An 11,813-nucleotide genomic window follows, 5' to 3' on the forward strand; every position below is an offset into this window, starting at 1 on the left:
ATATGTTGAGTTATGGGTGATGTAGTGTTGTGCAGTAGGTGAAATACTATACAAAGCCTTATTTATCAGCGGTCGGTAGACAGGAGTGACGATGACCGAAGGGAATGCTCCCGACACGGACGAAACGGTTGCATCGACGACGCCAACCGAGCTGAAGGCGCGTATCGATAGCGGCGAAAGCGTGTTTATTCTCGACGCGCGCTCGGAAGGCGACTTTGACGAATGGCACATTGGCGGCGAAAACGTCGAAATCGTGAACCACCCGTATTTCGATCTACTCGATGGGATTCCAGCGAGCCTCCACACGGAGCTGCCCGACGACCAGCGAATCACGGTTCTCTGCGCAAAGGGTGGTTCGAGCGAACTGGTCGCTGAACACCTCAAGGAAGCGGGGTACGAGGTGGACCACCTGGCCCGTGGAATGAAGGGATGGGCACGGATCTACGAATATCAGGAGATCGCCACGGATACCGACGCGACGGTCGCGCAGTACAGGCGTCCATCCAGCGGCTGTCTCGGCTACCTCGTCGTCTCCGAGGGCGAGGCCGCGGTCATCGACCCGCTTCGAGCCTTCGCTACCGAATACGTCCAGGACGCGCGGACGCTCGGTTCTGACCTCACGTACGCGCTCGACACGCACGTTCACGCCGACCACATCTCCGGCATCCGCGACGTCGCCGCTGAAACTGACGCGACGGCGGTCCTCCCGGCGGCAGCAGCCGACCGCGGCGTCGAGTACGAACAGTCTTACCGGACGATCTCCGACGGTGAAACTCTCACCGTCGGCGACGTCGAGATCGAAGCCATCGCCACGCCCGGACACACGACCGGAATGACCGCGTACAAAGTCGGTGACGTCCTGTTCACGGGCGACGGCCTCTTCACGGAGAGCGTGGCCCGTCCCGACCTCGAGGACCCCGAAGCTGCGAAGGAGGCAGCCCGAACGCTGTACGAGAGCCTCCAGGAACAGGTCCTGCCGCTTTCGGACGACACTATCGTCGCACCGGCTCACTTCAGCGATTCCGCGACGCCGAACGACGACGGCACCTACACCGCGACGCTCGGCGACCTGGTCGACCGGATGGATGCGCTCACAATGGACGAGGGTGAGTTCGTCGAGTTCATCGTCGCGGACATGCCGCCGCAGCCGGCGAACTACGAGGAGATCATCGCGACCAACCTCGGCCAGCAAGCGCCCGCCGACGAGCAGGCGTTCGAGCTCGAACTCGGGCCGAACAACTGCGCCGCGAGCGAGGAGGCGCTGACTAACTGACGATGGAGGTACTCGTTCCGCTGCTCGCCGTCGGCGACCTCTTCCCGCGAGGGATTCGTCCGTACCTGATCGGCGGGTTGCTCGTCGGCCTCGGGGCCTCGCTCATCTACCTCGCCACCGGGATCGCCCCTGGTGCGAGTTCGTTCCTCGAGTCGACGCTGTCGTACGTCTCCGACGTCGACCGATTCAACCGCTTCAGATACGTCCAGTCCCGGGGCTGGCGGGTCGTCTTCACCGCCGGGATCGTCAGCGGTGCAGCCATCTGGGGGCTCGTCCTCGCGCCCGACCCGACTATCTGGACGACGGACGTCCAGTGGTGGCGCCTCCTCGGCGGCGGGTTCCTCGTCGGCGTCGGGACTCGCCTCGGGAAGGGCTGCACCTCCGGGCACGGCGTTTGCGGAGTCGGGTCGCTGTCGAACACCTCGCTCGTGAACGTGGCGACGTTCCTGGCCGTGGCGATCGGGACGGCGCAACTCGTTGCTGCACTGGGGGTGGCACCATGAGCGACCGCGAGCGGAGTCCGCTGTTCCTTCCGGTGATCTACCTCGGGGGACTCGTCTTCGGGCTCGGCCTGGCCATCAGCGGAATGGCTCGCCCGGAGGTCGTTCTGGACTTCCTCCAGTTCGAGGACTTCGGCCTCCTGTTCGTCATGGGCGGCGCCGCAGTCGTCAGTGGAATCGCCTTCGCCGTTGCGACGAGGTACCTCGGTGATGCCCCGTTAACAGCCCGTGAGTACACCCGCCGGGTGAAAGAGCTGGATCAGAACGTCGTGATTGGCGGCGTGATCTTCGGCGTCGGCTGGGGGATCTCCGGGATCTGTCCTGGAGCCGCATACGCCAGCTTCGGCATCGGGAACTACCCCATTCTCTGGGCGATAGCGGGGATGTTCCTCGGCGCGTACACCCAGGGGTACGCCCGGTCACTCATCGGTGGCAACGGGGTAGAAATCTAAAATTCATGCTTTTGAATTTCACCCGAAAACCACGACAGCAGCAGTATTGTGAGAAAATGGAATATCAAAACAAAACTATGGAGCACAAAGCCAATGTTCGGACTTGAAGCGTTAACCGGATCCACCAGGGCGTTCGCCACAGTGGGGCTCGTCCTCGTGGAGGCGATCATACTCTACCTTGGGTACGGGGCGCTCAGCCAGACAGTCGGTTCGGCAGTGATCGACACGATAGTCGGGGACCACCAATGACAATACTCGGGTTGAGTTTCACGATGATCGCCGTATTCGTCGGCTTTGGACTGCTCATCGGGACCCTCTTCGGGTTCTTCGGGATGGGTGGATCGTTCCTCGTGACGCCCGCCCTGCTCGTGTTGGGGTATCCGTCGACGGTCGCCGTCGGAAGCGGTCTGGCCTTCGTCTTTGGAACGAGCGTCATCGGCGCGCTTCGGCACCGTGACCACGGACAGGTCGACTACAAGTTGGCGCTGATCATGACCGTCGCCATGACGATCGGTATCGAAGGGGGGAAGAGCGTCGTCTTCTTCCTCGATGCGACCGGCATGGCCGACCTCATCATCAACGTCGCGTACGTCGGCCTCCTCGCGGCTGTCGGGCTACTCACGCTGCGGGACGCATGGACCGACGAGGACGAAACGGACGGGGAGAGCGACCTCGCCGACCGTGTCCGGTCCATTCACATCCCGCCGATGGTGACGTTACGCGGCGACGTCCGCGTCTCGGCGACGATTATCTTCGCCATCGGCCTCGTCATCGGCGTGCTGTCCGGCTTCCTCGGCGTCGGCGGCGGCTTCCTGCTGATGCCCGCTATGATGTACGGGCTCGGCGTCCCCGCAGCTATCGCCGTCGGGACGGACATCCTGCAGATCACGATCTCGGGCGCCTTCGGTGCGTTCACCTACGCACAATCCGGGGCTGTCGATCTACCGGTAGTCGGCTTCCTGCTCCTGGGTAGCGCGTTTGGTGCCCGTGTCGGGGCGGGGGCGACGAATCTGGTGGACGAAGACGAGATCAAAGGGTACTTCGCCGCGATGTTGCTCGCCGGGAGCGCGGCCGTCGCCGCGAACAAACTCGGTTCCGTCTACGGGATCGAGATCCTCTCGACGGTTAGCACCGTTCTCATCTTCGGGGCTGCGCTATTCGTGAGCAGCGCGGTCGTCCTTGCAGCCGTCTGTCGGCTCCGTAACGACCGGACTAGCACACTATGCCAGCTCACCACCTCGTAGGTCGGTAGTGCAGTATTGTACCATCTAGACAAACACTTTTGCGTCCTCATATCCTACAGAACGTATGCCTGATTCAATGAGTGAGATGCTTCGGCAGGATATGCAGTGTGAGGGCCTGCTGGAGTGTTTCCATGGTCTCAAAGAGATCGACAAGGACATCTTCCGACAGCTGAACGAGAGTGAGGAGCCACTCACCGTCGACGAGATCGCAGAACGGGTCGACCGTGAACGGTCGACTGCGTACCGCGCTGTCCAGCGGCTCCTCAATGCCGGGTTCATCCAGAAGGAGCAGGTGAACTACGAACAGGGCGGCTACTACCACGTGTACCGACCTCGCGACGCCGACGAGATCGCTGACGAAATGCAGCGCACGCTCAACGACTGGTACGCCCAGATGGGCCAGCTAATCGGCGAGTTCAGCGAAAAATACAGCGACGAGCCCCAGCCCGCCGCAGCAGCTGAAAGCTAACGCGGTCTCCTCAATAGGTCGACTAGTATGATAACTGATGACCAGCCTACTGCGAAATTTGTGTGTGAGTGTGGTCAGACTATCCTTCTCACGCAGAATGAGAACGACCCAGAAATAAACGTGCAGACAGCTTGTGATTCGTGCGGCTCCAGGTATGCAGTAACGATCTCTCAGTTCCCGGAGTTGCCGGAGTAGATGAAGCAATTGTTTTTCCAGCTACTGTCACTACTGGGTGCCTCTTTTCGATGCTGACCAAGTACGCCTACACCATCGTCACACAATATTGAGACGCACTCCGTTGGCTAACCTACTCACTACACACTCCGACAACGAGGAACGTTTCGGGGCGTTCTGCCTGGAATTCGACATCGAATCCGGCTGCGCGGAGCGCGGAGACTGCCTCGGAGACGCTAAATCGTTCTTCGAGCGGTGGACCTGCTTCTCCGGTGCCGTTTGCTGACCAGTCTCCAATGACTAGTCGACCACCTGGTGTGAGTACCCGTGCGAGTTCGGACAGCGCCTCTTTGCTGGCGAATTCGTGGTACGTCATTGTCGAAACCGCGTCGTCAAGGTGATCGGAAGCAAAAGGGAGGTCCTCGATCCCGGAGGCGAGGAGTTCCACGTTCTCGGGGACTCCCTTGTCGCGATAGAAATCGTGCATGGCCTCCTGGATATCGATCCCGTAGATGTGTTCGGCGTGAGGGGCGACGACGTCAGTATAAAAACCAGTTCCACTTCCCAGATCGGCGACGTTTTCATTGCCGGTTAGATTAAGCGCCCAGAGGAGTTCTTCGCGTGAAATGAATCGATAGCGGCTTTCAGGATCCTCGAGTTTGGCAGCTTTCGAGGGATCGAACGTATGGTGACCCATGACTCGACAGTTGTGCGCTCTTCGTGAAATAGCTAATGATCATCTCAAGCGAGGGAGTCCGTCTATCGTGAGAGTGTAGTATACATATTTTGCTTCAAAATCGGCTCGAAACCTCGTTTGGAACATATAATGACCTGGCTGTTCCGATGCGTTTATAGATGCCTGAGTGTGTAGTATTGTATGTAATGAGCAATACCGATATCGAGGCCGTCGAGGTCGCTCGTCGGATCGCCGACGAAGATGCCGAGGACCTGTTCGTCCTGGACATCCGCAACGAGGACGAGTACGAGGAGTGGCAAATCCCGGGCAGCGCGAATATTCCAGTGTATGATGAGTTGCTGGAGTACGACTACTCGGGACTCGAAGCCCATCTCGACGAACTTCCACAGGATGAAGAGATCGCCGTCGTCTGTATCGGTGGAGTCACGTCTGCCCGCGCAGCCGAGGCCCTCCGCGAACACGGGTTCGACGCGAAATCGATTCACGGCGGCATGAATGCCTGGGGACGTGTCCACCGTGAGTACGACGTCTCCGACGTCGGCGGCGTCGTCCAGGTGGTTCGGCCCGGTACTGGCTGTGTTTCGTACCTCGTGCATGATGGAGAGGAAGCGGTCGTCGTCGACCCTACTCAATACATTGACTACTATCTAGATCTCGCCGACAGGCGCGATCTCGACGTCGTCGGCGTGGCCGACACCCACGCACACGCAGACCACGTCTCCGGTGCTCCCCGGTTGACCCGTGAACTCGACGTTCCCTACTACCTTCACAGCGAGGACGCTGGAGAACTCGACGGTCTCACCGAACTCTCGGATGGTGACACCATCAGTGTCGGGAATCGGGAACTCGACGTACTGCACACCCCCGGCCACACGCCCGGGAGTGTTTCCTTCCGCTTCGGGGATGCGCTCCTTACCGGAGACACGCTTTTCCTCCGAAGTGTCGGCCGGCCCGACCTCGAGGATAGCTCCGAGGACGCGGTCCGGGAGGCCTCTAAACTGCTGTTCGACAGCCTCGAGAAACTCACCGCCTCTCCGGACGACACCGTCGTTCTTCCCGGCCACTTCAGCGATGAGCAGGTGCGACCGCTTGCCACGAACCTCGGTGAGCTGCAAACGGAGGCGACGAACGAACTCCTGAGTTACGTCGAAAGCGGCGACGAAGAGGAGTTCGTCGAAACCATCGTCGAGAGCCTCTCTGACGAACCCGCCAACTACAACGAGATCAAGCAGATCAACTGGGGGAGAGAAGAGCCCGGTAGCGACGCTGAGTCGCTTGAACTCGGTCCGAATAACTGCGCGGCGAACTGAACTTCGCCGGGGTGCAGGCGTCTCGATCGGTCGGTGTCGCGTGGGTGGACGAGCAGTTCCGCGGAGTAACGAGTGAAGGAGCGGTTGTGTCCCCGGATCGCGGGTTCCGTGCTCACGACCGGCTCGACGCTTCGCGTGGCCAGGCCGTTGCTCCCGCTCGTGGACGCTCGAACACGAGTGCGCGGACCGCTCAGGCCGCCAGCTGCTCGAACGCCTCGGCTGACGAGCGCGTCCCCTTGGTGATGACCACGTCGCCGGCGCGGATCGTCGCGTCGATGTCGGGGCCGACGTGCCAGCCCTCCGGTCGCCGGATCGCCAGCACGCTCGTCGAGACGTCGGTCTCGGGGACCCCCTCGTCGACCTCGGTCCCGTCGAGCTCGCTGCCCTCCTGGATCGTCGTGCGAGTGATGATCTCGTCGGACTCCTGGACCGCGAGTTCGACGACCGGGTGCACGTCGAGATCGCGAAGCACGCCCTCGGAGAGCTCGAGAGCGGCGTCGGAGATGACCTCGGTGGCGACCCCGAGGTGGATGAGCCCCCGGAGTGTCACCGGATCCTCGGTGTCCCGGGCTGCGCGGAGCGTCCACGCCTCGAACCGGGACTGGAGCGCGTCGACCTCGACCTCGAGGTTCGCCACCTCCTCGGCCAGCTGCTCGTTGTCGAAGAGGATCGAGCCGTACGCGAGGTCGACCGCCAGCTCCGAGAGGTTCTTCATCAGCACGATGGAGTCGACGGCGCGTTCGAGGTCCTCGACCTCGGACTCGACCGGTTCGGCCGGCTCGTAGCGCTCCCCCGTCAGCGTCTCGTAGACGCGTTCGATGGCCCCCTCCGGGCCGCGGAGGATCACGACGTCGTCGGACTGGACGGCCGTGTTCGGGCCCGGATCGAGGATCCAGTCGTCCGCCCGGCGGATCGCGATGAGGCGGACGCCCGTCTGTGACTCGAGGTCGATGTCCTGGAGCGTGCGGCCGGCGTAGTCGGAGTCGGCAGCGACGGTGCCCCGGACCAGCATCTCGACGGCCTCGCCCAGCGCGCCGCGCATCGCGTCCGGGAGGCCGATATCCTCGAGGACGATCTTCGCGATGTCGCCGGCGGCGTCGGAGATCTTGTCCGCGCCACCGACGACGCCCAGCACGGGGGCGAGCTGTTCGACCTCGTCCGGGTTGCGCGCCGCCAGCATCAGGCTCATCCTGGCGCGCAGCTGGAGGACGTCCATCTTCTCCTCCAGCTTCAGCACCTCCTCGGCCACGTCCTTGCTCTGGTGGAGCACGGCCGAGTAGGAGAGGTCGATGAGCAGCTCCGCGGTGTCTTTCATCTCCACGAGCAGGTCCTTCACGCTCGCGGGCTCGTACTCGACGGTCCGCGGGGACCCCTCTTCCTCGAATCGTCCCATAGAGAACCCTCTCCGGGGTCGTGGAAAAGCCTTGTTACGGGGGCGGTCCGGCGGTCGCCGACCAAGCCGTCAGCCCAGTAGCACGACGCCGCGATCGGTCGGGAGGTACCCGGTTGCCGAATCGCCGAGCGCCCCGGTACCGTCGCCGTTGACGGGCTTCGCGAGGTCGAGCAGTGCGAGCCAGCCGAGCAGGTTGGCGGCGCGGTCGCGCCAGATCCGCTCCCACTTGTTCGGGTTCTTGTGCCGCTCGTACTGCGGGACGCCCTCGCGCGTGCGCTCGAACACGTCGTCGGCGTCGAGCGAGCAGGAGTCGTCGCCGGTGCCGGCCGCGACCAGTTCGGCGAGCGTGTCCTCGGCGAGCATCACGCTCTCGAGGAACGCCGTCCGGAGGTGTTCCGGTGTGGGATCGGTGGACCGCCGCTTGAAGCCGGAGGGCGTCTCCTCGGCCAGGTCGAGCGCCCGGAGGAAGGTGAGCCAGGTGCGCGAGACGTCGCGGCTCGGGAACCCCAGCCGGCGCTGGAGGCGGGCACAGCAGTCGTCCTCGCTGCCCGGCACGAGCGGGACGGCTCGCTGGGCCTCGCGCACGCGGTCGAGGTCGGCGGGCGGCTCGGGAACGAGTTTGAAACGCATGGGTGGAGGATGGAGGTGCTTAGACGTAGCCGAACGACTCGGCCAGCAGGTCGTCGTTCGTCTCGCCAAGGGCATAGGTCGGGCCGTCGACGACGTCGACCGTGACCCCGGCTGGCGCGAAGACGGTTTCGGGAATTTCGTAGAAGTCCCAGTCGGCGTTCTGGAAGATGTCGATGAAAGGCGTGCCGTACTCCTCGCGCGCGGTCGAGGGCAGGTTCTCGAAGGCGTCCGAGTCGCTCTCGACCTGCAGGTACACCTCGCCGCCGTACGCGAGCGCGTCGTTCGTCCGGCCCATCGCCAGCTCCTCGTCGTGCGTGACGGGGGCGATCGGTGCGGAGCCGGAGGCGGTGATCACGTCGGTCGGGTCGTAGCCGAGCTCCATCAGGCGGAAGACGGCGAGCTCGGCCGCGCGGGCCGCCATCGTGACGGAGCCGACCGTCGAGCCGGCGGCGAACGTCGGCAGGAACACGCCCGAGGGCTCGACCTCGGCGAGGTCGGCGACGTGCTCGGCGACCGCCTCGTCGGGCAGCTGCGGGGACTCGATCGACAGCGTCGCGAACTCGAAGGTGTCGTAGTAGCCGACCTTCTCGAACTCGGTCTCCTTCCCGACTTGCGCGCGGGCCGGCCCGGAGCCGAGCCCGGCGAAGTCGTCGAACTCCAGCTCCCAGCCCGCCTTCTGCGAGCAGAGCAGGGCGACCGCGGGGTGGTCCGTCGTCAGCTCGATGTGGGGGCGCGGCGCGCCCGCGACCTCGCCCATCGCCGTCGTCACGTTCGCGAGCCCGGCGGTCTGGATCTCCGTGAGGAGGACGCCGGCCTCGATCCCGCCCGCGGCGTCGACGCCGAAGTCGATGACGGTGGCCTCGTTGTCCAGCTCGTGGGCCGCGAGGTTCATCTCGTCGGCGAAGTCCAGCGCCTCGTCGACGAGTTCGATCGCGGTCCGATTGATGCTCTCCATACGGTCACTGCGCGCTCCTCGCGTAAGGAGTTTATCAGTTCGGCCGCTCGCGCTCGCTGTACTCGCCGGTTTCCGTTCGCTCGGCCTCCCGTCACCGACGGGCGCCGCACCCCGGCGAGGGTTCAAATACGATACCGCAGCAACTCGGCCCAGCATGTCCGACGCTGCAGCCACCCGTCCCGACGACTCCACTTCCACCAATGCGTCCACCCCCTCTCGTCGCGCCGTCCTCGGCGCGCTCGCCGGTCTGGTGGGCGTCTCGACTGCGAGCGGCGCGCTGCTCTCGCTCGGGTCGACGCCCGGAGCCGCCGTCGCGGGGGACCCGGCGGCGTTCGAAGCGGGCGACGCGCCCACCGTCCGGAGCAACGACGGGCGCGTCGAGGCGGTCTACCTGGCCCCCGAGATCGACGTCTCCTGGCGGAACTTCGGTGCGGGCGTGGCGTCGATCGAGCTGACCGTCGCGGTCGGAAGCGACGCCGGCGTCGACGTCGTTTATAAAGAGCGGCTGACCGCCGCGAGCGACACGCCGGGGACCGTCGAGACGGTGACGCTCGGGGAGTCGACGGCGGGGTTCGACGCCGTCGACGGCGCCATTACCGTCGCCTTCGCGCGTGCGGACGCCACCGACACGGGCGACGCGGTAACGAGCGACCGGCTCAGCGCGCCGAACTTGCAGGCCGGCGAGTCGACGGCGACGACGCTGGACGTCGTGCTCCGGGCCGACCTCGAGGGCCGACAGGGGGAATCCGAAACCGTCGTGCAGACGACCACGTTCGACGTCGCCGTCAGGAACCCGGACGGGAGCGCCGACGCCGGCGGGCAGGCGAACACCGGCGCCGAGTGAGGTTCCGTGTCGTCCGTCGCTCGCGACTACCGCTCGCTGGTCGCCTCCCGCCCGAGTTCCGCCTCGACGGCCTCGACCTTTGCCGCCGCGGACTGGTCGCGGGTGCGCTTGTCGTCGATCTTCAGGAACGTGGAGACGCGGTCGCCGTCGACCGCCTTGTGCGCGGCGCCGACGGCGTCGAGCAAGGTGTCAACGTCGTCGGCCTCGATGACGGTCCCCATCGGGTTCGTCTCGTAGGTCACGTCGTAGTCGTCGAGCGCGGCGACGGCCTTCGCGACCTCCTCGGCCATGCTGTCCTCGATCACGGGCGCGGTGCTCAACATCGCGATGACTGACATGTCCGCAGCTTGGGGCCGACCCCGGTTAAATCGGGGCGGTATGGGGGGACCGCGGTCCGCTCGCCGACTCCGCTGGACCGTGGACTTAAGACGAACCGTGCTACCGTACACCACATGAATGACGATGACGCGACGACGGAGCTTGGCTTCCTGCGCGACCTCGGGCTCGACGGCGAGGTCTCGTTTGCGGCGTCCGATCGGGGGAGTCACGACGGCGACTACGGCACGGCCGACGCGGACGCGGTCACGCCCGCGGCGGTCGTCTACGCGGCGTCGACTGCGGACGTCTCGGCCGTCCTCGCCGGGGCCACCGAACGCGGGATTCCGGTGACGCCGTACGGCGGTGGGACCGGATTCGAGGGGGGCGCGACGCCGCTGCCCGACGGGATCAGCCTCGACACGACGCGGCTGGACGCGGTCATCGACGTCCGCCCGGACGACCTCCAGGTCGACGTCGGCGCTGGCGTCGTCGGCGACGACCTCAACGACCACCTGGCCAGCTACGGGCTCTTCCTCCCGACGGTGCCCTCCTCGGGCGAGTCGGCGACCATCGGCGGGATGATCGCGACCGACGCCTCCGGGATGCGGACGGTGAAGTACGGCGAGGTCAGCGACTGGGTGCTCGCGGTCGAGGCGGTGCTGCCCGACGGCACGGTCGTCGAACTCGGCAGCACGACGGCGAAGACGTCCAGCGGCTACAACCTGAAGGACCTCGTCGTCGGCAGTGAGGGCACGCTCGCGGTCGTCACGCGCGCGACGCTGGAGCTCGCCGGGCGTCCCGAACAGGTTCGCGGCGCGCGGGCCGTCTTCCCGACGCTCGGGGACGCGACTGCGGCGATCAGCGACGCCGTCGCCGCCGGCGTCGACGCCGCGGCGATGGAGCTGCTCGACGCCGACACCGCCCGCGTCGCGAACGACTACGCAGCCACCGGGCTCCCGGACGCGCCGCTCGTCTTCTGTGAGTTCCACGCGAACCACGCCATCGAGGCCGAGATCGACTACTGTCGGTCGATCTTCGAGAGCCACGGCTGCGAGCGGTTCGAAGTCGCCGGAACCGGCGAGATGGACGAGCTGTGGGAGGCCCGTCACGACCTCGCCTTCGCGCTGGACACCTACGACCCCGAGCGGGGTCTCGGCCAGCCAGGCGACGTGACCGTCCCCATCGGCGAGTACCGAACTATCGTCGAGTACGTGAAGGAGCTGGCCGCCGAGTACGACCTCTTCGTCCCCTGCTTCGGGCACGCCGGCGACGGCAACGTCCACTACACGACGCTCGTCGACCGGGACGACCCGGACGAGGTCGCGCGCGCCGAGGAGCTCTACGGGCGCGTCGTCGACCGCGCCATCGAGCTCGGCGGCACGGCCACTGGCGAGCACGGCATCGGGACGGGGAAGCGCAAGTATATGGCCGCCGAACACGGTGCCGCCGTCGAGCCGATGCGGGCGATCAAGGAAGCGATCGACCCCGAGGGCATCATGAACCCGGAGAAAGTGATCCCGGCACGGGACTGAGCGCGAGCGTCGTCCCGGCCCC

General features: G+C 65.1%; 14 protein-coding genes. 9 read left to right on the forward strand and 5 right to left on the reverse strand.

All coding sequences use genetic code 11. From position 1 onward, the window contains the following. Positions 1-91 precede the first annotated feature (91 nt). From ACQE3M_RS00740 to ACQE3M_RS00765, 6 genes are all read left to right on the forward strand, one after another. Positions 92-1,273, forward strand: a complete 1,182-nt coding sequence (locus ACQE3M_RS00740; RefSeq protein WP_430503550.1) for an MBL fold metallo-hydrolase — start codon at positions 92-94, stop codon at positions 1,271-1,273. A gap of 2 nt (positions 1,274-1,275) precedes the next feature. After that, positions 1,276-1,776, forward strand: coding sequence for a YeeE/YedE family protein (locus ACQE3M_RS00745; RefSeq protein ID WP_430503551.1), 501 nt, complete (start codon positions 1,276-1,278; stop codon positions 1,774-1,776). Next, positions 1,773-2,225: a YeeE/YedE family protein gene (locus ACQE3M_RS00750; RefSeq protein WP_430503552.1), complete on the forward strand. Its 453-nt coding sequence runs from the start codon at positions 1,773-1,775 to the stop codon at positions 2,223-2,225. Before ACQE3M_RS00745 ends, ACQE3M_RS00750 begins: the two co-directional genes overlap by 4 nt. A gap of 93 nt (positions 2,226-2,318) precedes the next feature. After that, the gene (locus ACQE3M_RS00755; protein ID WP_430503553.1) at positions 2,319-2,474 is read left to right on the forward strand and encodes a DUF7512 family protein; all 156 of its coding nucleotides are present in this window, start codon (positions 2,319-2,321) and stop codon (positions 2,472-2,474) included. Continuing rightward, positions 2,471-3,469, forward strand: a complete 999-nt coding sequence (locus ACQE3M_RS00760; protein WP_430503554.1) for a sulfite exporter TauE/SafE family protein — start codon at positions 2,471-2,473, stop codon at positions 3,467-3,469. Before ACQE3M_RS00755 ends, ACQE3M_RS00760 begins: the two co-directional genes overlap by 4 nt. A gap of 64 nt (positions 3,470-3,533) precedes the next feature. After that, complete coding sequence (locus ACQE3M_RS00765; protein ID WP_430503555.1) at positions 3,534-3,938, forward strand: helix-turn-helix domain-containing protein; 405 nt, start codon at positions 3,534-3,536, stop codon at positions 3,936-3,938. A gap of 307 nt (positions 3,939-4,245) precedes the next feature. On the opposite strand, the gene ACQE3M_RS00770 is transcribed toward ACQE3M_RS00765, so the two are convergent. Then, positions 4,246-4,809, reverse strand: coding sequence for a class I SAM-dependent methyltransferase (locus ACQE3M_RS00770; protein ID WP_430503556.1), 564 nt, complete (start codon positions 4,807-4,809; stop codon positions 4,246-4,248). A gap of 185 nt (positions 4,810-4,994) precedes the next feature. On the opposite strand from ACQE3M_RS00770, the gene ACQE3M_RS00775 reads away from it, so the two are divergent. Further along, positions 4,995-6,119: an MBL fold metallo-hydrolase gene (locus tag ACQE3M_RS00775; protein WP_430503557.1), complete on the forward strand. Its 1,125-nt coding sequence runs from the start codon at positions 4,995-4,997 to the stop codon at positions 6,117-6,119. Positions 6,120-6,309: 190 nt separating this feature from the next. Here the strand turns inward: ACQE3M_RS00775 and ACQE3M_RS00780 are convergent, their stop codons facing one another. From ACQE3M_RS00780 to mch, 3 genes are all read right to left on the reverse strand, one after another. After that, complete coding sequence (locus tag ACQE3M_RS00780; RefSeq protein WP_430503558.1) at positions 6,310-7,512, reverse strand: potassium channel family protein; 1,203 nt, start codon at positions 7,510-7,512, stop codon at positions 6,310-6,312. Between the two features lie 69 nt (positions 7,513-7,581). Continuing rightward, positions 7,582-8,142 (reverse strand): hypothetical protein, encoded by a 561-nt coding sequence (locus ACQE3M_RS00785; RefSeq protein ID WP_430503559.1) that lies wholly within the window; start codon positions 8,140-8,142, stop codon positions 7,582-7,584. 19 nt (positions 8,143-8,161) lie between these two features. Further along, positions 8,162-9,097, reverse strand: coding sequence for a methenyltetrahydromethanopterin cyclohydrolase (gene mch, locus ACQE3M_RS00790; protein ID WP_430503560.1), 936 nt, complete (start codon positions 9,095-9,097; stop codon positions 8,162-8,164). 154 nt (positions 9,098-9,251) lie between these two features. Between mch and ACQE3M_RS00795 the strand changes: the two genes are divergently transcribed. Continuing rightward, positions 9,252-9,941, forward strand: coding sequence for a hypothetical protein (locus ACQE3M_RS00795; protein WP_430503561.1), 690 nt, complete (start codon positions 9,252-9,254; stop codon positions 9,939-9,941). A gap of 26 nt (positions 9,942-9,967) precedes the next feature. Here ACQE3M_RS00795 and ACQE3M_RS00800 read toward each other — a convergent pair whose 3' ends face one another. Beyond that, positions 9,968-10,279 (reverse strand): MTH1187 family thiamine-binding protein, encoded by a 312-nt coding sequence (locus ACQE3M_RS00800; RefSeq protein WP_430503562.1) that lies wholly within the window; start codon positions 10,277-10,279, stop codon positions 9,968-9,970. A gap of 114 nt (positions 10,280-10,393) precedes the next feature. Here ACQE3M_RS00800 and ACQE3M_RS00805 point away from each other — a divergent pair, with 114 nt between their 5' ends. After that, positions 10,394-11,791, forward strand: coding sequence for an FAD-binding oxidoreductase (locus ACQE3M_RS00805; protein WP_430503563.1), 1,398 nt, complete (start codon positions 10,394-10,396; stop codon positions 11,789-11,791). The last annotated feature ends 22 nt before the right edge of the window (positions 11,792-11,813 follow it).

The organism is Halosubterraneus shenae, assembly GCF_050510935.1.
Taxonomy (GTDB): Archaea; Halobacteriota; Halobacteria; order Halobacteriales; family Haloferacaceae; genus JBDGPU01.

Coding starts and splice junctions, on each gene's coding strand:
- ACQE3M_RS00795 (WP_430503561.1), top strand. CDS start 9,252: ATGTCCGACGCTGCAGCCACCCGTCCCGACGACTCCACTTCCACCAAT.
- ACQE3M_RS00750 (WP_430503552.1), top strand. CDS start 1,773: ATGAGCGACCGCGAGCGGAGTCCGCTGTTCCTTCCGGTGATCTACCTC.
- ACQE3M_RS00760 (WP_430503554.1), top strand. CDS start 2,471: ATGACAATACTCGGGTTGAGTTTCACGATGATCGCCGTATTCGTCGGC.
- mch (WP_430503560.1), bottom strand. CDS start 9,097: ATGGAGAGCATCAATCGGACCGCGATCGAACTCGTCGACGAGGCGCTG.
- ACQE3M_RS00765 (WP_430503555.1), top strand. CDS start 3,534: ATGCCTGATTCAATGAGTGAGATGCTTCGGCAGGATATGCAGTGTGAG.
- ACQE3M_RS00745 (WP_430503551.1), top strand. CDS start 1,276: ATGGAGGTACTCGTTCCGCTGCTCGCCGTCGGCGACCTCTTCCCGCGA.
- ACQE3M_RS00780 (WP_430503558.1), bottom strand. CDS start 7,512: ATGGGACGATTCGAGGAAGAGGGGTCCCCGCGGACCGTCGAGTACGAG.
- ACQE3M_RS00740 (WP_430503550.1), top strand. CDS start 92: ATGACCGAAGGGAATGCTCCCGACACGGACGAAACGGTTGCATCGACG.
- ACQE3M_RS00775 (WP_430503557.1), top strand. CDS start 4,995: ATGAGCAATACCGATATCGAGGCCGTCGAGGTCGCTCGTCGGATCGCC.
- ACQE3M_RS00770 (WP_430503556.1), bottom strand. CDS start 4,809: ATGGGTCACCATACGTTCGATCCCTCGAAAGCTGCCAAACTCGAGGAT.
- ACQE3M_RS00755 (WP_430503553.1), top strand. CDS start 2,319: ATGTTCGGACTTGAAGCGTTAACCGGATCCACCAGGGCGTTCGCCACA.
- ACQE3M_RS00805 (WP_430503563.1), top strand. CDS start 10,394: ATGAATGACGATGACGCGACGACGGAGCTTGGCTTCCTGCGCGACCTC.
- ACQE3M_RS00785 (WP_430503559.1), bottom strand. CDS start 8,142: ATGCGTTTCAAACTCGTTCCCGAGCCGCCCGCCGACCTCGACCGCGTG.
- ACQE3M_RS00800 (WP_430503562.1), bottom strand. CDS start 10,279: ATGTCAGTCATCGCGATGTTGAGCACCGCGCCCGTGATCGAGGACAGC.